The following is a 19,699-nucleotide window of genomic DNA, read 5'->3' on the forward strand; positions in this document are numbered from 1 at the left end:
GATGCCGGTGCGGCTGCTCAAGTACACGTGCGCAGCGTCTTGGTCGACACTCGTGATGCTGAGAACAATCAATGGCGTGCGGGGCGGTGGGCAGGCCGCGCCGCGGCGCAGTGCCTGTGCCGCTGGCCGGGAACCGGGCGACGCCGGGGGCAGCGGCCCGCCGCGCGGGACAGGCACCGCGCGCACGGCTACGGCACCCGCCGCCGCGAATTGCGCGATGCCCGCGGCCACTGCTCGGCGCGCGGCGCCCCGGCCGGTGCCGGCAGGCCGCGCGGCATGGAACCGGCGATGTCGAGGGCGAACGCACGCACCAGCGGCGACAGGCGCAGCCCCGTGGAGTCCGGTTGGGTGTGGGCGAGTATGCCGGCGCCGACGAGCTCGTCGACCAGTTCCTCATCGTCGGTCGGCAGTGGGCTGACGTCCTCGGCCGCGGTCCGGGCCAGCCAGTGCAGCAGTATCCGGGCCGGCTGGCTGAGAGTCAGGTATGCCGAGCGCAGACACTCCTGCATGGACAGATCACCGATCCGCAGCCAGCCCAGCGCGTCCCTGTGCTCGCGCCAGCCGTCCAGTGTCTGTCCCAGGCCCGCCGGTGGGCGCAGCGCGATCCGGCGCAGCGCGATGTCCAGGGCCAGCGGCAGGTCTCCGCAGAACTGGGCGAGGCGGTCGAGGTCCTCCGGTGCGGCCGCGGCGCCCGGCGGCAGCGCCGCGGCGATCATCGCGGTGGAGTCGGCGCGGGGCAGGGGGGTCACCTCCAGCCTGCGGACGTCGCGCAGGCCCAGCAGCCGCTTGCGGCTCACCAGCAGCGTGGTGCTGGTGCGGGAGTCGGTCAGCAGCGGCCGCACCTGGCTCTCGTCGCGGACGTTGTCCAGCAGCACCAGCAGGCGGCGTTCGGCCAGCAGCGTGCGGTACAGGCCGACCCGGTGGTCCAGGGTGCTCGACATCTGCTCGCCCGGTACGCCGAGCGCCCGCAGGAATCCGTCGAGGATGCCGTAGGGGTTGGCCGCGCCGTCGGTGTGCTCGGCGCCGAGGTCGGCGTAGAGCTGCCCGTTGGTCATGGCCGCCGCCTGGGTGTAGGCGTGGTGCAGGGCCAGGCCGGTCTTGCCCACCCCGACCGGACCGCTGATGACGATCGGCGTCTCACCGGCGGTGTGCAGCCAGGCGAGTTCCGTGGCGCGGCCGATGAAACCGCGCGGCCGCTGGGGCAGTTGCATCGGCAGGGGCAGCCTGTCCGCCTGCGGTGCGGCGGGTCGTCCGCGCACCGGCAGCCGCAGGTCGCCATCGGTGGCGACGAGCCAGCGCTGGCGCCAGACCTCGGCGTCGCCGCCGCACGCGGTCACGAAGGCGAGTGTGACCGGCAGGGACGGTATCCGGTTGCCACTGGCCGCGCTGGACAGCACCGACGACGAGAACATGGCCGTTCTGGCCATCTCCCGGTAGGTCGGACTGCCGCCCAGCGCGCGTAGCCGTCTTAATTCGCTAGCGAACTGAGCGGCTCGTCCGGCGTCCTTGTTGACAGGCTTTTCTGGTCTGCCCATGATGGTTCCCTCCGCACAACCCATTCGACGCGGCCTGCGTTTTTGTCGCATCCCACGCGGAAACATTCGCCTTCACTACCATCAGCGGAGCCTCGCCGGTGTCGCCTTTCCATACGATGTGCCGGAGATGGTGGTCACCGGGCCTAGCAGTATTCGCCCCAGTGCCCGGGACCGGACAGGTGCACGGTCGCGGCCTGCGGGTCGTCGACGGTGTGGTAGCCGCCGTGCAGGAACACCAGCGCCGGTGATCGCGCGTGGTGGCCCGCGGTCAGCACCTGGCCGATCACGAGGGTGTGGTCGCCGAGGTCGAACCGTTGCCGCAGCCCGCATTCCAGCCAGCTCGCCCCGGCCAGCACGAGCGCGCCCGTCGCCGCGCCGGGACGGGCGTGCAGCCCGGCGACGTGCGTGGCGCGGGCCGGCAGCGGCATCGCCAGCCGGCGGGCGGTCTCCCGCTCGCCGGCCGGCAGGATGGACACCGCCCAGCAGCCGGCGGCGAGCAGGTCGCCCAGGAAGCCCGAACCGCGCCGGAACGACAGGCAGATCAGCGGCGGGTCCAGCGAGATCGACCCCAGTGAGTTGACGGTCATCGCGTCGTGGCGGCGGCCGCCGGGGGTGTCGCGGTACGCGCTGGCCACGCACACTCCGGTGGCGAAGGTGCGCATGACGCCGCGCAGGTCGGGAGGTGTCACTGCTGCTCCTGGTGACGGGCCACGGCGGTGCTCACACCGCTTGCGGGAAGGTGAAGAACCGGTCGGGGTCGTAGCGGGCCTTGATCTCGGCGAGCCGGTCGGCGTGGGGCCCGTAGTAGGCGCGCTGCCAGCCGTCGAGGTCGGGGTCGGTGAAGTTGACGTACGACGCGTCGGGCGCGAAGTCCGCGCACGCGTCGTAGTGTTCGTGCAACCAGTCGAGGTTGGCGCGGACCACCTCCGGTGGGTCGTGGCGCATCCAGGACGTGTCCAGGCTGAGCAGGAACCGCGTGTCGCGGTGCGGGAACGCGGTGTCGGCGACGGGCACCCGGCTGATCGCCCCGCCCCAGGCGAACAGCGCTGCGCCAGCGCCGCCGGGGCTGCCGCCGCCGGGCCATCGCCGTACGGCGTCGACGAGCACGGCCAGCCCGGCGTCGTCGACGGCGTGTGGCACGCAGCGGTTGCGCGCGGCGAACGCGCCGTCGGGGCTGCTGTGGCGCAGCAGTGTCGCGGCCTGCCAGAAGTTGTGGTCGGTGATGTCGGCCCGGTAGGGCCGGGCGGTGGCGAACGCCGGTGCCATCAGTTCCCGCAGCTGCTCGGCGGGCCCGAGGTGGTAGCCGAGCACGGACACCACGGCCTCGCCGTCGGAGGTGCGCGCGACGCCGATGCGGGCGGAGAATTCGTCCGGGGCGGCGAGCATGATCTGTTGCATCACGGACAGCACCGCGACGGCGTGCGGCCATGTCCACAGCACCAGGCACGTCGAACCGGGTACGGCCGGACGCGTCTGGAAGGTGAAAGCGGTGTTGACGCCGAAGTTGCCGCCCCCGCCGCCGCGGCAGGCCCAGAACAGGTCGGGATGCCGGTCGGCGGAGGCGGTGACGGTGGACCCGTCGGCGAGCACGACATCGGTGGACACCAGCGCGTCGCAGGTGAGCCCGTGGGCGCGGGAGATCGTGGTGACGCCTCCGCCGAGGGTCAGCCCGCCGATGCCGACGGTGTCGGAGTTGCCCAGCGGGAAGGTGACGCCGTACGGCCGCAGCCCGGCGTAGAGGGCTTTCATGGAGGTGCCGCCGCCGACGGTGACCTGCCCGGTGTCCGGGTCGTACCGGATGCCGGCGAGCCCGCGCAGGTCCAGTACCAGGCCGGCGGACGTCGAGTAGCCGGCGTAGCTGTGCCCGCCGCCGCGTACGGACACCGGCTGCGATGCTGCGCGGGCCCACTCCACTGCCCGTGCCACGTCCGCGGGGTGGGCGACCGACAGCACCGCCGCCGGCCGGGTGGTGGCGAACCTGCGGTTGACCGGCATACCGGCCTGCTCGAAGCCGGGATCGCCGGGCAGCCGCAGCGGGCCGTCCACGAGCGTGCGCAGTCTCTGCCAGGCGGTCATCGGGCCACCTCGGTTACCTCTTCGAGGTAGGACACGCCGGTGGCGGCGTGTTCGCCGTAGCGTTGCCAGACCTCGCGCAGCACCAGGGCGTCACCGAGCCGCCGTGGCGTGTTGATGCTGCTTCCGGCGATCACTTCGCCGCTGGTCAGCACCATGGTGTACGCCAGCCGCAGCACCCCGTGCTCGTCGCAGGTGCCGGTGATCGTGCCGCGGCGTACGTGCCCGCCTTCGAATACGGCCCAGACGAGGTCGCCGCGCTGGCAGTAGGCGGAGCTGACGCCGTCGCCGCCGCCCAGCGCCCGGAACCGTCGGCCGTCGTAGTCGATGCTCATGCGTCCACGTCCAGCAGTCCGGCGGGCATGACCAGGCGGGTGCCGAGCGGTGGCGGGTCGACCCGGTCGGCGTCCAGCACGACCGCGGCCGCTGCGGTGTCGAGCCGCTGTTCGCAGGTGGGCAGGTCCGCAGCCGCGCAGATCACGAAGGAGTGGCGCGCGATGTAGCCGCCCGGCGGCAGCCGCAGCACCGTGCCGGGCACGGCCATGGGCGCGGCCAGGACGAGGCCGGGGTGCTGCTCGGGGACGGTGACGGCGCGTACGACGCAGTCGTGGTCGGGGTAGCCGAACCGCACGCCGACGACGCCGTCGCGGGCGTGTGCCAGGTCGGGGCGCTGGCCGGTGGCGACGTCGAACAGCACGCTGCCGGGCTCGATGCCGGTGGCCAGCTGGCCGAGGTAGGGGATGAGGTCGCCGCCGAGCCGCCCGTTGACCTCGATGATCACCGGGCCGGCGGCGGTCAGCCGTACCTCGGCGTGGGTGATGCCGTTCTCCACGCCGAGTGCGCGGTGCGCCGTGGCCAGCGTGTCCAGCAGTTCCCGGTCGCGCAGCAGCGGATCGGCGGCGTCGACCAGGTGGCCGGTCTCCTCGAAGAACGGGGGCAGGCCGGTGCTCTTGCGGGCCAGGAACATCGGCAGGTACTCACCGCGGTGCACCGCGCCGTCGACGCTGATCTCGGGCCCGTCGGCGAAGCCCTCGATGAGCGCTCCGCCGCGGTAGGGCTCGTCTCCGACGAGGCTGGCCTCGTGCGCGATCCGGAATGCCGCGGCGAGTTCGCGTTCGTCGGCGGCGAGCGTCACGCCCATGCTGGCGCCGAGCGCACGCGGTTTGACGATCACCGGGTAGCCGATCCGGGCTGCGGCCCGGTGGGCCTGGTCGAGGTCGAGGACCAGCGCGAAGCCGGGCTGGGGGAGCCCGGCGGCGGTCAGGCGGGTGCGGCAGTCGTGCTTGTCGCGGCAGCCGCGCACGCCGGGCAGGCTCAGGCCGGGTACGCCGAACTCCGCGGCAAGTTCGGCCGCGGGCATGACCAGGGGCTCGTCCCAGCACATCACCCCGGCGACGCGGTAGCGGCGGGCCAGGTCCCGGGCGGTGGCGGCCAGTACCTGGTGGTCGAACACGTTCGCGACGGTGATGTCGTCGAAGTACTCGTGCTGCCAGGTCGGCCGGATGTTGTTGATCAGCACGAGGCGTAGGTCGGCTTTGCGGGCCCGTTCGGCCAGCGGTCGGACGATGTACTCGCGGTAGAGCTTGAGGCCGCTGCCGATGACGAGCAGCGCGCCGGGGGCGTTTTCGGTCATGGGTGCCGTCCTTGCGGGGTGAGGGGAGCTGGGGGGTCGGCGTCGGCCAGTTCGGCGGCGAGTGCGGCGACGGCCTGGGGTGCGGTGCGGAAGCCGTCGCCGCCGCTGGCGGGGCGGGCCCATACGGCGGGTCCGATGCGGGTGAAGCCGGTTCCGCCGGGGGCGGTGGCGTAGTGGCAGTGCCGCACCCGTACGACGGTGTGCTCGTCCACACCGGACACGATGCCGGACGACAGGATCCGTTCGGCCCACGGTGTGCCGTCGCCGGGGTCGGACAGCGCGGCCACTTCACGCCGTGCCCCGTCGGTGCTGACCTTGAGCAGGGTGCCGGCGGTCGATGGCAGCAGCCAGCCGCGTCCGTCGGCGCCGAGGCCGCCCGCGACCGGGGTGCGGGCCCAGGCCGCGGCCTGCTCGGCGGGTGGGCGCAGGTACACCATGGTCTGGCGGTGCAGCGTCACCGGCTGGCCGGTGAGTGCCGCCGACCACGGCCCGGCGGTGACGAGCACGGCGTCGCCGGACTCGGCAGTGCCGTCGGCCAGCAGCACCCGGCCGCTGCCCGGCCGTACGCCGACGACTTCGCGCCCCGGCCGCAGTTCGGCCTGCGGTTGGCGGCGCAGCCACCGGGCCGCCGCCTGCAGGACCCGGTCGGCCAGCAGCACCCCGGCGTGCGGTTCGAACACGGCCCCGGCTCCGGCGGGCAGGCCCAGGCGCGGGTACTCGGCCCGGTCGGCGACCCGGATCGGCAGGCCGGCGGCTTCGGCCGTGGCCAGTGCGGCGTCCATCGCGTCGGCGGGCAGCGCGGTCAGCACCCCGACGCGGCGGTAGAGGCCGCCGCCCAGCAGCTGGTCCAGGTCCCGCCAGTGGCGGTGCAGTCCCGCCGATTCTCTGGTGGCCGCCGGGTCGCCGACCGACAGTGCCCGCAGGGCCCGGTGCTGGTCGAACGACGTCGCACCCGGATCGGGTATCAGGCCGTGCTCCAGCAGCACCACGCGATGCCCGTCCCGTACGCACCGGACCGCGGCCAGCAGCCCGGTGATGCCCGCGCCCACCACCACGATCCGCATCCGGCTGCCCGCCGCGGGCTCGCCGGTGCTCACGGCCCGGCCAGCAGCGGCAGCCGCACCGGGGTGACCGTGTCCGCGGCCGGGTCGCCGTCGTGGTGCACGGCCGCGGCCAGGTCGATGAGGATCGGCGCGGCGGCCCGCAGCAGGCAGCCGACCTCGAAGCAGAAGTCGCCCGCGTCGGCGTCGTCGGCCTGCCAGCCGTCGAGCCTGGCCAGCTGGTCGGTGATCGCCTCGGCGGCGCGGTTGAGGCTGAACCCGTCGAGGTCGTACGCGGCCGCGAACAGCTCCGCCATCCGCGCACCGGCGTGCCGGGAACGCGCCGACACCGGCAGCGGGCCGTGCCCGGCCCACCGGTTCGCCCGTTCGGCGACCCGGTTCCACGGCTCGACCAGGCGCAGTCCGGCGACCCGGGTCAGGCCCTGGCGGCTGAAACCGGTCCGCTGGTGTTCCGGGCTCGTCGCGGCCAGGTAGAAGCGGATCACGTCGCGGGGCACCTCGGCGGCCAGCTCGCGGCCCCGTACGACGTGGCCCCGGCTGGTGGAGAACTTCTGGTCGTCCAGTTCGTAGAACTCGTTGGTCAGGTAGCGGGTCGGCAGCGTGTAGCGGCCGTCGAACGCCAGCAGCATCGCCGGGGCCGCGATCGCGAACGGGTAGATGTTGTCGAACCCGAGGAAGTACACGATCTCGGACCCGGCCCCGGCCAGCCACAGCTCGTCCTCGGCGACCTCGCCGCCGTGGCGGCCCTCGGCCGCCAGCGCCGAGCAGTGCATGCTCCACGCCACGGCTTCGGCGTTGGGGTTGACGACCTGCCCGGCGACCTCCGGGAACGGCACCCGGATGCCCCAGCCGACCGGGTAGGTCACCGGGAAGTCCGCCAGCGGCTGGTCCAGCATCCGCGCCATGGCCTGGGCCATGTGCGGGCGCATGCCGCCCGCGTGCGCCGCGAAGTGCGCCCGCAGCCGGTCGCGGTATCGCTCGACCGGCAGCACCAGCACCTCGGCCTCGCGCATCGTCACCGGCTCGGCCGGTTCCAGGGTCGAGCGCACGCCGATCAGGTCACCGGCGCAGACCAGGTTCCCGCAGCTCTCGCACAACCCCGCGCAGCCCTCGGCCAGGCAGTGCGGGCAGCCACCGGAGGCGAAGCCGTCCAGCAGGAAACGCCCGCTCCGCTCGGAGTACGGGAACTTCACGCGCCGCAGCTCCAGCCGTCCCGCCGCGCGCAGCCGCCCGAGGAACTCCAGCACCCAGCCGGTGAACCGGGCGCCGTCGCCGGTGTAGCCGTCGACGGCGATGCCCATGGTGTGCAGCGTCGACGCGATCTGCGCCGCCGAGTCGGCGACCAGGTCCGACGGGCGTACGCCGCGGCGGTGCGCGGTCGTCGTCACGAACGTGGACGTGTCCTGGAACCCGGTGCCCAGCAGCACCTGGCGTCCCTGCGCCCGCGCGTGGCGGGTGTACACGTCGGCGGCCAGGAACGGCCCCGCGATGTGCCCCAGGTGCAGGTCGCCGTTGGCGGTCGGGGCGGGGGAGATGACCAGGGTGCGCTTCATGCCGGCATCACCGCCGCGCGGGTGGCCGGGACGGCGTCGTCGGCGGGCTCCTCGGCGTGCCGGTCGGCGATGTCGCCGGCGATGTCGGCCGAGCGCTGCGCCAGCACGCTGATGAGCGAGTCGGAGATGCCGTGCGTGTCCTCGTTGACGCCCTGGAGATAGAGCGCGCCCCGGGCGTGCGCGCCGAGGTCGACCCGGTAGTTGCGGTCGACGACGATCTTCGGCAGGTCCATGGCGTCGGCCAGCCTGCGTACCATCGCCGGCATCTGCGGGTCGTACCCGGTGCCGACGAACACGGCGTCGCACCGGACCTGCTCGACGCTGCCGTCGCGCAGGTCGCGTACGTCGAGCACCACCTCCTCACCGCCGTCGGGGGCGGCCTCCACCCGCGCGCCGACGACCTCGGTCAGCCCCCGGACGGTCGAGACGGGCTGGCCGAGCATCTTCTGCCGGTAGATCATCGTGTAGAGCTCGTCGAGGAACGGCTCGGCCAGCCCGGCGTAGTTGGTCAGGTGCATCTCCCGCAGCACCTGGGCGCGGACCTGCTCGGGCATCGCGAAGAACTCGTCCACGAACGACGGGAAGAACAGCTCGTTGACGAACTTGCTGGTCTGGTAGTTCTTCAGCGCGATCGAGCGCAGCAGCATGGTCGGCGACGAGCCGGGGGCGTGTTCGTGCAACGCCATGAACATCTCCGCCGCGCTCTGGGCCCCGCCGACGACCACGGGCCGCAGCGGCCGGCCCGGCCGGGCCAGGTCCACGGCGGCCGGGACCCGGCTGCCGTACTGGCTGCTGTGTACGACACGTTCGGTGGGCAGAGCGCCGAACACCCCCGGCACGTACGCGTCGCGGCCCGCGCCGAAGACCAGGTCGCGGCAGAACACGGTGTCGCCGCCGGTCAGCGTCACCCCGAAGCCGAGCACGGTGCCGTCCTCGGCGCGTACCGGCAGGATCTGCTCCGCGCGCCGGCCGTAACGCACCCGCACCCGCTCCAGCGAGTCGGCGACCCACTGCTGGTAGGCCGACAGCTGCCACCGGTACGGGTGGAACGTGCCCAGGTTGACGAACTCGTCCAGCTCGCCGCGTTCGTGCAGGAAGTTCAGGAACGAGAACCGGCTGCGCGGGTTGCGCAGGGTCACCAGGTCCTTCAGGTAGGACACCTGGCTGCGGGTCCAGGACAGCAGCAGGTTGCGCTGCCATTTCACGTCCTGGTGCTGCTCGATGATCATTGAGCTGGCGGCGAGTCCGGGCACGCCGCACTCCTCCAGGGCCACCGCCAACGCGAGGTTGGCCGGGCCGGCGCCGATCATCAGGACATCCACGTCGTGCACGGACACGAGTGCACCTCTCTTCAAGGGGGTGTGTGGCGCGCCGGGACCGGTGCGCCACACAGACGGGCGAAAAGTCACTTGCTGACGGTCACGCTGAAGTAGTCCAGCTCGCGGAACAGGGTCGGGTGGACGTCGTGCAGGCGCGACGACCAGGCGGCGGTGGCGGACTGGTACCAGATCGGGATGGTCTGCATGTCCTGCAGCACCATCCGCTCCACCTGCTGGTAGAGCGAGTTCGCCTGCTCCTGCGACGGGGCGGCGTCAGCCTGCGCCAGCAGGGCGTCGACCTGCGGGTTGGCGTACTGGCCGACATTGGACGCGCCGCTGGTGCGAAACAGCGGGTTGAGGAAGTTCTCCACCGACGGGAATCCGGCCACCCAGGCGGTGCGGTACACCGCGTCGATCTGCCGGTTGTTCAGGGCCGCGCGGAACTCGCCCAGGGTGGTCTGCGGCTGGAACACACACGGGTGCCCCAGGGTCTGCGCGATGGACCGGCAGACGACCTCCACCCACTCCCGGTTGCCCGAGTCCACGTTCGACGTCAGCGTGATCGGGCCGGTGAAACCCACCTGGTCGAACAGCTGCCGGGCCTTCTGCGGCTGGTAGGTGCACAGCACACCGCACTGGTCGGGGATGTAGCCCTGCACGTTCGGGGGCACCAGCCCGGCCGCGGGCACGCGGGTCCCGTTGAAGATCTGCTTGATCAGGGCGGGGCGGTCGATGGCCATGGACAGGGCCTGGCGCAGCCTGCGGTCGGCGTACCGCTTGTCGAACATCGGGAACGCGATCGCCTGGTAGCCGAGGTACTTGTAGGCGGCGCGGCGGGTGGTGGGCAGGTCCTTCTCGATCTGGTTGCCCTGCGTGGCGCGCCACGGCGTGAAGGACAGGAAGTCGAGCCGGTCGGCCAGCACATCGGCGTAGGCCTGGTCGAGATCGGTGTAGAAGCGGTAGTCGATGCCGGCGATGGAGGGCTTCTGCGCGCCGCCGTAGCCGTCGAACCGTTCGATGAGCAGGTTCTTGCCCTTGGTGTGCGAGACGAACCGGAACGGCCCGTTGCCCACCGGGTGCGCCTCGAAGGCCCGGCGATCGGTGAAGAAGGCGGCCGGCATCGGGTAGAAGGCCGCGTAGCCCAGCCGGATGCCGAACTGGGAGAACGGCGCCTTGAGCGTCACGGTGAAGGTGTGGTCGTCGACGAGCCGCAGACCGGACAGTTGCTTGGCGGGCGGCAGCGCGGCGGGCTGCCGGCCGTCGGGGCCGGCGTTGTTGACCTGGTCGAAACCCTCGATGTTCGCCATGTAGCTGGCGCTTCTCATCAGGTTGGGCGAGTAGGCGGTGTAGTTCCAGGAGTCGACGAAGCTGCTGGCCGTCACCGGGGTGCCGTCGTGGAACACCCAGTTCGGTTTGATCGTGATGGTCCAGATCCGGGAGTCGGTCGTGGTGATCGCGTCGGCGACCGCGTTGCGCGGGGCGGCGGTCTTGGCGTCGTACTCCAGCAGCCCGCGGAACAGCGCGCCGAGCACGGCGATGCCGCCGACCTCGTTGGTGTTGCCGGGCACGAGCGGGTTGGCCGGTTCGGTCTCGCTGTAGGTGATGACCGCGCCGCGGTCGGCCGCGGCCTGCGGCGCGCCGCTGTCATCGGTGCAGGCACCGAGCAGCACGCTGAGCAGGACGGCCGCGCTCAGGGCGGCCGGGGACTTTCGCATGGGTTCCTTCTTTCCGGTGGGGGCGGATGGCGGTGGGATCACCGGGGCAGCGGCGTGATGCCGAGCGCCAGCGGGAACGAGGGCCGCGCGCCGAGCAGGTGGGCGCCCGCGGTCTGCAGGATGCGGTCCTGCGCCACGATGTGCTGGCACATGGTCGTGCTGTCGCGCAGCCATCGGTCCAGCGGCGACGGCTGGTAGATCGCCGAGGTCTGGAGCAGGTCGTACAGCCGGGTCACGATCGACCGCGCGGTGCGGAAGCAGTGCCTGCGCGACAGCGGCAGCGCGGTGCGCTCCAGCGGGGTCAGGTCGTCCAGCGTCCCGCCGGCGGCCAGCACGTCGTGCTGGCGGCGCAGCGCGCCGTACACGCCGTGTCGGGTGGCCGCGTAGTCGGCCTCGCAGTCGGCCAGGACGGTCTGGGTGCGGTAGTCCTCCGAGCGCCCTGCGGTCAGGGCGGCCCGGGTCGCGTGGTCGAGCGCGGCGCGGGCCAGGCCGAGCGCGACGCCCGGCATGTTGCGCATGTGCACCTCCGGGTGGGCCAGCACACCCGGCTGGCCGAGGATGTCGGCGAAGGTGAAGGTGTGCTCCTGCGGCACGAACACGTCGGAGATCGTGTAGTCGCAGCTGCCGCTGCCGGCCAGGCCGGTGGTGTGCCACGTGTCGATCACCTCGACCGCCGCGCGGGGCACCAGCAGCGCCAGCGACCCCGGTGAGGTTCCGTCGGGACCCGGCTCGGGCTGGCCGTCGCGGTAGCGGAACGCCCCGGACACCACCCATTCGGCGTGGGTGATGCCGCTGCCGAACTGCCAGCGGCCGGTGAGCCGGAACCCGCCGGGGACCCTCTCGGCACGGCCGTGCGGAAACAGCAGCCCGGCGGTCACCATGTCCGGTGTCGGGAACATCCGCGCGGCGACCTCGCGGTCCAGGAACGCGGCGTACAGGCCGGTGTCCGACCCGATCATCGCGCACCAGCCGGCGGCCGGATCGCCGTAGGAGATCGCCTCGATCACCTCGGTCTGCTGGATCGAGTCGAGTTCCGGGCCGCCCCGGTCGCGGGTGAAGCCCATCCCGAAGACGCCGGTGGCGCGCAGCGACTCGACCACATCGGCCGGCAGCCGCCGCGCCTGCTCGATCTCGACGGCGCGTTCCCGCAGCCTGGGCGCCAGCGCCTGGGCCCGGGCCAGGATCTCCGCGGCGTCGGCGGGCCCCGCCGTCGCCGTGCCATGGCGTGCGCTCTCGCGCTGCATCGCTGTCATCGACCATCACTTCCTCACGGCTTCGAACCGGCAGCGGGTCGACACGGCCCGCCGGGAAGTCACTCAAGCGGAGCAAGACATTGACGGACAGCGTTGGATGTCAGAGACAATCAACGGGACGCGCCCGCCGGCGCGGTGCCGCAGGTGCGGCCGCCGCAGATCCCGGCCGAACCCGGCCGCGGCCGGTAGGGCCCGGCGCTCGGGAGTCCACGCTCGCGGGCGACGCAGCGTTCCATAGAAGCAAGGCGATGGCTTGCCGGGTGCGCAGGTGCTGCCCGCGGCCCCCTGTGCCCCGGCCGGGCCCGGCGAATTGGTTCTCCTCTGAGATCAAACCTCCCGGTCAACAATCCGCACAGCTCCAATGAGGACCGTTTACCAACCAGCCGGTGGCTCACCGCGTCCGACGGAGCCCGGCGACGACCACGTGGAGGCACCACCGTGACCACGACCACCGAAAGCCCGCCGCACGTCCTGTCCGTGCTCCGCCAGACCCCCGCACCGGTGCGCCACCTGCTCGCCGGGGTGCTGATCAACCAGCTCGGCGCGTTCGTGCAGACGTTCATGGTCCTCTACCTGGTGTTCCGGGGCTTCTCCACCGGTCAGGCCGGCCTGGCGATCTCGGCCTACAGCGCCGGCTCGGTCCTGGGCATGCTCATCGGCGGCGAACTCGTGCAACGGATCGGGCCCCGCGCGACGATCGTGGCCGCGATGCTCGCCTCCGCGACCGTCCTGGCCGTGGTGCCCCTGCTGGGCCGCCCCGGGATGTACGCCCCGCTGCTGGCCGCGCTGCTGCTGGCCGGGCTCGCCACCCAGAGCCACCGACCCGCCGCCGCCGTGCTGCTCAGCGAACTGATGCCCGACGACGCCCGGGTCCTGGGCTTCTCGATGATGCGTACGGCGATGAACCTCGGCGCCGTGCTCAGCCCCCTGATAGCCGCCGGGCTGATCCTGATCGACTGGAACCTGCTGCTGTGGTTCGACGCCGTCACCGCGCTCACCTATGCCGTGCTCGCCCGCCGCCTCCTTCCCGACCTGCGGATCGGCCACACCACGACCGGGACCTCCGCACTCGGCACGCGCGCGGCGTACGCGATCCTGCTGCACGACCGGCGGTACTGGTACTTCCTCGGCTCGGTGCTGCTGGGCACGGTCATCTACGTGCAGTACACGATCGCCCTGCCGCTCATGATCAGCGCCGAGGGCCACCCGACCGGTGTCTACAGTGCCGTGCTGGTGACCGCGTCAGCCGTGCTCATCCTCTGCGAACTGAAGATCACCACGTACGTCACCCGCAGGCCCGGCCACGTGGCGGCGACCGCGGGCACCGTGCTGATGGGACTCGGCGTCGCCGGCTTCGGGATCAGCGGCGGCTCCGTCGCGGCCCTGCTCGCCTGCACCGTCGTGTTCATGCTGGGGATCATGGTCAACGGGCCGACCATGTTCGCCTACCCCGCGACGTTCCCCGCCGCGGTCAAGGCCCGGTACGTCAGCGCCCACCAGGCGACCTTCGGGCTGGGAATGGCGCTGGGCCCGCTGTTCGGCGTAGCGGCGTGGCTGGCGCTGGGCCGCGGCGTCTGGTGGCTGTGCGGTGCCCTCGGCCTGCTGTCGGCGCTGTTCGCCCTGCTCGGCATGCGGCCTGCCGCGTCCGGAACATCCCGACCGATGCCCGATCCGGCCGACGCCGGACCCCCTGAGCCGACCACGGAGGCCGACATGTTCGAGATCCGCAACCTCGACCGCGACAACCTGACCAAAGCCTACGGCCTGGACTCACAGCGCCTGCTGCCCTGGCCCGCGCTCAACGCCCCGTTCGAGGGCGCCTGGTGCGTCCTGCGCGCGGGCGACGAGTCCACCCCGCACTCCCACCACGAGTACGAGATCTTCATCGCCATGGTCGGCAGCGCCGAGCTGCACGTCGAAGGCCACCGCCGCGACTTCGCCGCGGGCGACGTCGTGCACCTGCTCCCGGGCAGCACGCACAAGGTCGTCAACGACGGCCCGGAGGACTTCGAGTACTACGGCATCTGGTGGGACCGCGACATGTCCGCCCGGTTCCTCACCCGGCACGAGCAGGACACCACCCGGTGAGCGCCATCCGCCAGGTGCACGGCGAGGAGCGGCTGCGCACCGCCTTCACGCTGTACCCCTACGCCTTCGACCAGACTCCCGCACCCGGCGCCGACGAGCAGCTGCGCGACATCCTGCCCTTCCACGACGGCAACCACACCCTGGTCGTCGAGCAGGACGGGCGCACGCTGGCCACCGCGGCCGCGATCCCGGCGCACCAGAACCTGCGCGGAAACGTCCTGCCCATGGCGGCCGTCGCGTGGGTCGCGACCCACCCCGGAGCCCGGCGGCAGGGGCACAGCCGCCGCCTGATGCACCGCCTGCACGCCGACATGCTCGGCACGGGCCACCGGCTGGCTGTGCTCTACCCGTTCCACCCGTCGTTCTACGAGAAGTTCGGCTACGTGGGGCTGCCGGCCAACCGTACCGCCGTGTTCGCCCCCGAAGAGCTGTCGCCGCTGCTGGGCCGCAAGCTGCCCGGCGAGGTGACGTGCCGGCGCATCGACGAGGGATTCGACGACTACCGTGCGTTCCACCAGCGGCTGCTGTCGCTGCGGCACGGGTTCATGTACACCCCGCACTACCGGGCGCGGCGGGCGCTGGCGACGCCCGACCGCTGGCTGGCCGTCGCGACGGTCGACGGGCAGGCCGTCGGCCTGCTCACCTACCGCATCGACGGCTACGGGGGCCGCCTGCGCGCCGACGAGCTGCTCTACACCAGCGCGCTGGGGCGCACCCTGCTGCTGCGGTTCCTCGCCGAGCACACGCACCAGGTCTGCCAGATCGAGGTCACCGTCGCGCCCGACGAGTTCCCGGAGACCTGGGCGACCGCTCTCACCGTCCGGACCACCGCCGAGACGTCGTACCCCACGTCCCCGGCGCTGATGGCCCGGCTCCTGTCGGTCGACGCGCTGCGGGGCGCGCCGTGCGGACCCGGACGGCTGGAGATCGAGCTGGTCGACGACCCGCTGCTGACCGGCCGGCACCTGCTGGACGGCACCGCCGGCAGGATCGACGTCACCGCCGCGCCCGGTGCCGGGGAGGGGGCCGTGCTCACCGCCGCCGGGCTGGCCGGGCTCGCCTACGGGGTGCTGGATCCGGCCGACGTCGTCGCGCGAGGTCTGGGCGACATCTCCGACGATGCCGCCTCCGAGCTGCGGAAGCTGCTACCCGGACGCGTGCCGCACGCTTTCGGCAGGGGCTGACCGCATACCCGGCCGCCGTCTCACCCGGCCACCTGGCCCGCCGAGCGGGTCAGGTGGCGGAGACGGCGGCGGTCGAGGACGAGGCGATGCCGCCGGTGATCGCGGCCATCACGGCCATGTTCATCGCGTAGATGACCTTGCCGACGGCCGGTGCGGCCCACTCGCCCTCGGCCAGCTCCATCACCCGGTGGCGCATGTCGTCGTGGTTGATCTCGGGGAAGTAGTGGCGGTCGAGCAGCATGGTGTGGCTCAGCGCGAGCAGGCTGACCGAGTCGCGGTCGGGCTCGGCGATGCGGTTGACCACGTTGCGGATACGGTCGACCATCGCCTTCTCCGCCGTCGGGTCGATCATCGGGTAGCGCGGCCGGTGGAAGACGCCCACCACCCGGTGGTCCTCGCGGCGCAGCACGCCCTTGCCGACCAGGTTGTCCAGCAGCCGCTGGCGGTGGTGCGGCGAGGCCAGATGGTAGATCCACCAGTCGGGGGCGTGGCCCTTGTTGTCGTCGCTGATCTCGTCGAGCGCGGCGTCCTGCGACGGGTCGCCGGTCGGGGTGTGATCGGCGACCTCCACATGCCCGCGGCGGATCACGATGCGCCCGGCGTTGGCCAGGCTGAGCAGGACCGCGCCCTCGATGCCGCAGTCGATGTGGTTGATGGGCACCAGCGGCCTGCCGGTCGCATCGTCATAACTGAGCAGAACCAGCTGCTCGGCCAGCGAGAGCTCCATAGGTCCGAGTTTAGGCGCTTTGCCCCCATCCGGTATGCCGACGGGTGCACTAGGCTGCGGCCATGCGCGAGCACCGCTACGCAGTGACCGTCGAGTGGACCGGCAACCAGGGCACCGGCACCGACGGCTACCGCACCTACCGCCGTACCCACGAGGTCAGCGCCCCCGGTCTGCCGACCCTGCCCGGCTCCTCGGACCCGGCCTTCCGCGGCGAGCCCGACCGCTGGAACCCCGAGCAGCTCCTGCTGGCCTCCCTCTCCCAGTGCCATCTGCTCTGGTACCTGCACCTGTGCTCGGTCAACGGCGTCGTCGTCACCGGCTACACCGACTCCCCGCAGGCCACGATGACCGAGGACGACGACGGCGGCCGGTTCACCGAGGCGGTGCTGCGACCCCGGGTCGCCGTCGCCGACGCGTCGATGACCGAGCGCGCGCTGGCCCTGCACCACGACGCCAACAAGGCCTGCTTCATCGCGAACTCGGTGAACTTCCCCGTCCGCCACGAGCCGGTGATCATCACGTCCGCGCAGGGTTGAGCGTCAGCCCTGCAGACAGCCCTCGCGCAGCCTGCGTAGCCACCTGCCCACCTGTGCCCGGCCGCGCAGGCGCACCACCGCGACCTGGTCGCCGCGCTGCTCCAGCAGCGCCGCCACGCGCCGGCCCGGTTTGGCATGGGTGCGCCAAGCCCAGCGGATCACGTGCTCGGGATCGGTGAACAGGGTGTGCAGCGCGGGCTCGATGTTGCCGTTCCACAGCAGCTCGCGCCGCCAGCGCCGGCGCAGCGTACGCCTGGTCACCTGCCACATGACCAGCGGCCGAGGATGATCCAGCCAGATCACGGTGTCGGCCCGCCCGGACAGCAGCTGCCCGAGCTTGTCGGTGTACTGCCACTCGGTCACCCACCGCGGCTGCGCCACGAACGCCGCGACCTCCTCGGCGAAACTCACTCGGGGCACCCAGCCCGGCCCGTGGTGCAGCGCGTCGAGCTCCACCCTCGGCAGCCCCAGCGCCTGCGCGACCGCCGTGCTCAGCGTGGTCTTGCCCGCGCCCGAGGTGCCGGTGACCAGGACACGCCGCGGCGTCCACGGCAGCAGATCATCGACACTCAGCAGCGGCATCGCGGGAGTCTAACCCGCAAGATCCCACCGCGCCGCCCTGCGGCGATCCCGACGATCTTGCGCGAATCGATGTCGACACGGGCGTGCCGTCACCGCCGTACGCGCAAGATCGTCGGGGCAGTGGGTCAGCGGACCTCGAGGAGGTCCACCACGAAGACCAGGGTGTCGCCCGGCTTGATGACGCCGCCCGCGCCTCGGTTGCCGTACGCGAGCTTGGCCGGGACGATCAGCTGACGGCGGCCGCCGACCTTCATGCCGGCCACGCCCTCGTCCCAGCCCTGGATGACGCGCCCGCCGCCGAGCGGGAACGTGAACGGGGAGCCACGGTTCCAGGAGGCGTCGAACTCCTCGCCACCGTCGAACGTCACGCCCACGTAGTGCACGACCACCTGGCGGCCGGGCACCGCCTCGTCGCCGTCGCCGACGACCAGGTCAGTGATCACCAGATCGGTCGGGGCCTCGCCCCCGGGGAACTCCACAGTCGGTTTGCTCAAGGTCATGATGCCATCCTAGGCGGGGCGTACGGCCCACCGTCAGCGCAGCGCCGCGGTCGAGCCCCGCACGACCAGTTCCGGCCGGAACATGTACTCGCTGTGCGGGGCGGCGTACCCGCCGATCTCGTCCAGCAGAGCGCGCACGGCGGCCTGGGCCATCGCCCGCACCGGCTGGCGCAGCGTGGTCAGCGGCGGATCGGTGTACGCCATCAGCAGCGAGTCGTCGAACCCGACCACCGACACGTCCCCCGGCACCGACAGCCCGTTGGCCCGCACCGCCCGGATCGCGCCGAGCGCCATCAGGTCCGACCCGCACAGCATCGCCGTCACGCCCCGCTCCAGCAGCCGCAGCGCGGCACCGTGCCCGCCCTCGACGCCGAACGGCGCGATCTCGATCAGCTCCTCCAGGTCACCGTCGTACAGCCCGGCCATCGCCGCCTGATACCCGGCGACCTTGCGCCGCGTCGGGGTGTACCGGCGCGGCCCGCACACCAGTCCGATCCGCCGGTGCCCGAGCGAGGCCAGGTGCGCCACCGCCAGCTCCGCCGCCCCGTGCTCGTCACACGACACGAACGGCGCCGCCACCCCCGGCAGGAACCCGTTGACCAGCACGAACGGCACCCCGTCGGTGGTCAGCCGGTGGTAGCGCCCCGGATCGCCGTCGGCGGCGGCATGCATGCCGGACATGAACACGATCCCCGCGACGTCGCGCTCGCGCATCATGTCGACGTACTCGTCCTCGCTGACCGTGCCCGGCGTCTGCGTGCACAGCATCGACGTGTACCCCTGCTGCGCCAGCGTCGACTCCGCGATCTGCGCGAACGCCGGGAAGATCGGGTTGTCCAGCTCCGGCAGGATCAGCCCGACCAGCCCCGCCCCGGTTCGGTGCAGGTGCCCCGGCCGCTCGTAGCCGAGCACGTCCAGCGCCGTCAGCACCGCCTGCCGGGTGCTCGCCGACGCGCCGGGGCGGTCGTTGAGCACCCGGGACACGGTCGCCTGGCTGACCTGCGCCTGCGCGGCGATGTCGGCCAGCCGCGCCCGCGTCTGCGCCGCCATCAGCCCTTCGTCCCACCGGCGGTCAGGCCGGACACCAGGTGGCGCTGGGCGTACAGGAACACCAGCCCCGCGGGCACCGTCACCAGCACCGCCGCCGCCGTCAGGTACTCCCACTGCGCGTTGAACTGCGGCACGAACTGCTGCATGCCGTACGCCAGCGTGAACCGGTCGTCGGTCTGGATGAACGCCGACGCGTACGCCACCTCGCCCCACGCCGTCAGGAACGTGTAGAACGCCGTCACCGCGATCCCCGGCCGCGCCAGCGGCATGATCACCCGCCAGAACGTCTGGAACGGCCCGCACCCGTCGATCGACGCCGCCTCGTCCAGCGACGTCGGGATCGAGTCGAAGTACCCCTTCAGCATCCACGAGCAGAACGGCACCGCGATCGTCAGGTACGCGATCACCAGCGACGCGTGTGTGTTGATCAGCCCCAGCGTCGCCATGATCTGGTAGATCGGCACGATCAGGATGGCGACCGGGAACATCTGCGTCACCAGGAACACCATCATCAGCTTGCGCCGCCCCGGGAAGTTGAACCGCGACAGCGCGTACCCGGTCGTCGCCGACATCAGGATGCCGATCACCATCGTGCACAGCGCGATGATCACCGAGTTGAGCATCCACGTCGGGAAGTTCGTCTCGAACAGCACGTAGGAGTAGTTGCCGAGCGTCGGTTCCTTGACCAGCGACAGTTCGCTGCTCTGCACCCACTGCTTGGGCTTGAACGAGCTCAGCACCACCCACGCGATCGGGAACACCGCGATCAGCGACGCCCCGATCAGCGTGGCGTGCAGCCCGAACGACGCCAGCGGGCTGCGCCTGGCCCGGCTCTGCTTGTTCGGCGTGACCGCGGACGGTGCCGCCGTGCCGGGGGCCATCGTCATCGT

At 72.1% G+C, this 19,699-nt stretch carries 18 protein-coding genes; 3 read left to right on the forward strand and 15 right to left on the reverse strand.

The window, feature by feature from the left end:
* Window positions 1-188 precede the first annotated feature (188 nt).
* The 10 genes from HAV40_RS26575 to HAV40_RS26620 all read right to left on the reverse strand — a co-directional run bounded on the left by HAV40_RS26575 (window position 189) and on the right by HAV40_RS26620 (window position 12,142).
* Window positions 189-1,337: a hypothetical protein gene (locus HAV40_RS26575; RefSeq protein WP_203671925.1), complete on the reverse strand. Its 1,149-nt coding sequence runs from the start codon at window positions 1,335-1,337 to the stop codon at window positions 189-191.
* Between the two features lie 341 nt (window positions 1,338-1,678).
* The gene (locus tag HAV40_RS26580) at window positions 1,679-2,224 is read right to left on the reverse strand and encodes a flavin reductase family protein (protein WP_203671927.1); all 546 of its coding nucleotides are present in this window, start codon (window positions 2,222-2,224) and stop codon (window positions 1,679-1,681) included.
* Between the two features lie 31 nt (window positions 2,225-2,255).
* The gene (locus tag HAV40_RS26585; RefSeq protein WP_166385888.1) at window positions 2,256-3,611 is read right to left on the reverse strand and encodes an FAD-binding oxidoreductase; all 1,356 of its coding nucleotides are present in this window, start codon (window positions 3,609-3,611) and stop codon (window positions 2,256-2,258) included.
* Window positions 3,608-3,943: an avidin-fold protein gene (locus HAV40_RS26590; RefSeq protein ID WP_166385890.1), complete on the reverse strand. Its 336-nt coding sequence runs from the start codon at window positions 3,941-3,943 to the stop codon at window positions 3,608-3,610. The genes HAV40_RS26585 and HAV40_RS26590 overlap by 4 nt, the downstream gene beginning before the upstream one ends.
* A complete protein-coding gene (locus HAV40_RS26595; protein WP_166385892.1) occupies window positions 3,940-5,241 on the reverse strand; it encodes an ATP-grasp domain-containing protein in 1,302 nt (433 codons plus the stop codon). The genes HAV40_RS26590 and HAV40_RS26595 overlap by 4 nt, the downstream gene beginning before the upstream one ends.
* Window positions 5,238-6,338, reverse strand: a complete 1,101-nt coding sequence (locus tag HAV40_RS26600) for an NAD(P)/FAD-dependent oxidoreductase (RefSeq protein WP_239086947.1) — start codon at window positions 6,336-6,338, stop codon at window positions 5,238-5,240. The genes HAV40_RS26595 and HAV40_RS26600 overlap by 4 nt, the downstream gene beginning before the upstream one ends.
* Window positions 6,335-7,855 (reverse strand): class I tRNA ligase family protein, encoded by a 1,521-nt coding sequence (locus HAV40_RS26605; RefSeq protein WP_166385894.1) that lies wholly within the window; start codon window positions 7,853-7,855, stop codon window positions 6,335-6,337. Before HAV40_RS26605 ends, HAV40_RS26600 begins: the two co-directional genes overlap by 4 nt.
* Window positions 7,852-9,192 carry a SidA/IucD/PvdA family monooxygenase gene (locus tag HAV40_RS26610; RefSeq protein WP_166385896.1) on the reverse strand — a complete coding sequence of 447 codons (1,341 nt, stop codon included), beginning with the start codon at window positions 9,190-9,192 and terminating at the stop codon, window positions 7,852-7,854. The genes HAV40_RS26605 and HAV40_RS26610 overlap by 4 nt, the downstream gene beginning before the upstream one ends.
* 68 nt (window positions 9,193-9,260) lie before the next feature.
* On the reverse strand, window positions 9,261-10,889 hold the full coding sequence (locus tag HAV40_RS26615) for a peptide ABC transporter substrate-binding protein (RefSeq protein ID WP_166385897.1): 1,629 nt from the start codon (window positions 10,887-10,889) through the stop codon (window positions 9,261-9,263).
* A 38-nt stretch (window positions 10,890-10,927) separates the two neighbouring features.
* A complete protein-coding gene (locus HAV40_RS26620) occupies window positions 10,928-12,142 on the reverse strand; it encodes an acyl-CoA dehydrogenase family protein (protein WP_239086948.1) in 1,215 nt (404 codons plus the stop codon).
* A 438-nt stretch (window positions 12,143-12,580) separates the two neighbouring features.
* Between HAV40_RS26620 and HAV40_RS26625 the strand changes: the two genes are divergently transcribed.
* A complete protein-coding gene (locus HAV40_RS26625; protein ID WP_239086949.1) occupies window positions 12,581-14,230 on the forward strand; it encodes an MFS transporter in 1,650 nt (549 codons plus the stop codon).
* Window positions 14,227-15,414, forward strand: coding sequence for a GNAT family N-acetyltransferase (locus HAV40_RS26635; protein WP_239086950.1), 1,188 nt, complete (start codon window positions 14,227-14,229; stop codon window positions 15,412-15,414). The genes HAV40_RS26625 and HAV40_RS26635 overlap by 4 nt, the downstream gene beginning before the upstream one ends.
* A gap of 49 nt (window positions 15,415-15,463) precedes the next feature.
* Here HAV40_RS26635 and HAV40_RS26640 read toward each other — a convergent pair whose 3' ends face one another.
* A complete protein-coding gene (locus tag HAV40_RS26640; RefSeq protein ID WP_166385899.1) occupies window positions 15,464-16,141 on the reverse strand; it encodes a GOLPH3/VPS74 family protein in 678 nt (225 codons plus the stop codon).
* 62 nt (window positions 16,142-16,203) lie between these two features.
* Here HAV40_RS26640 and HAV40_RS26645 point away from each other — a divergent pair, with 62 nt between their 5' ends.
* On the forward strand, window positions 16,204-16,677 hold the full coding sequence (locus tag HAV40_RS26645) for an OsmC family protein (protein ID WP_166385901.1): 474 nt from the start codon (window positions 16,204-16,206) through the stop codon (window positions 16,675-16,677).
* Between the two features lie 3 nt (window positions 16,678-16,680).
* Here the strand turns inward: HAV40_RS26645 and HAV40_RS26650 are convergent, their stop codons facing one another.
* The 4 genes from HAV40_RS26650 to HAV40_RS26665 form a co-directional block, all read right to left on the reverse strand.
* A complete protein-coding gene (locus HAV40_RS26650) occupies window positions 16,681-17,259 on the reverse strand; it encodes a P-loop NTPase family protein (RefSeq protein ID WP_166385903.1) in 579 nt (192 codons plus the stop codon).
* Window positions 17,260-17,384: 125 nt separating this feature from the next.
* Window positions 17,385-17,762, reverse strand: a complete 378-nt coding sequence (locus HAV40_RS26655; RefSeq protein WP_409365013.1) for an FKBP-type peptidyl-prolyl cis-trans isomerase — start codon at window positions 17,760-17,762, stop codon at window positions 17,385-17,387.
* 30 nt (window positions 17,763-17,792) lie between these two features.
* Window positions 17,793-18,809, reverse strand: coding sequence for a LacI family DNA-binding transcriptional regulator (locus HAV40_RS26660; RefSeq protein WP_166385907.1), 1,017 nt, complete (start codon window positions 18,807-18,809; stop codon window positions 17,793-17,795).
* Window positions 18,809-19,696 carry a sugar ABC transporter permease gene (locus tag HAV40_RS26665; protein ID WP_239086959.1) on the reverse strand — a complete coding sequence of 296 codons (888 nt, stop codon included), beginning with the start codon at window positions 19,694-19,696 and terminating at the stop codon, window positions 18,809-18,811. The genes HAV40_RS26660 and HAV40_RS26665 overlap by 1 nt, the downstream gene beginning before the upstream one ends.
* Window positions 19,697-19,699: the final 3 nt, after the last annotated feature.

The organism is Catellatospora methionotrophica (genome assembly GCF_011297335.1).
Taxonomy (GTDB): Bacteria; Actinomycetota; Actinomycetes; order Mycobacteriales; family Micromonosporaceae; genus Catellatospora; species Catellatospora methionotrophica.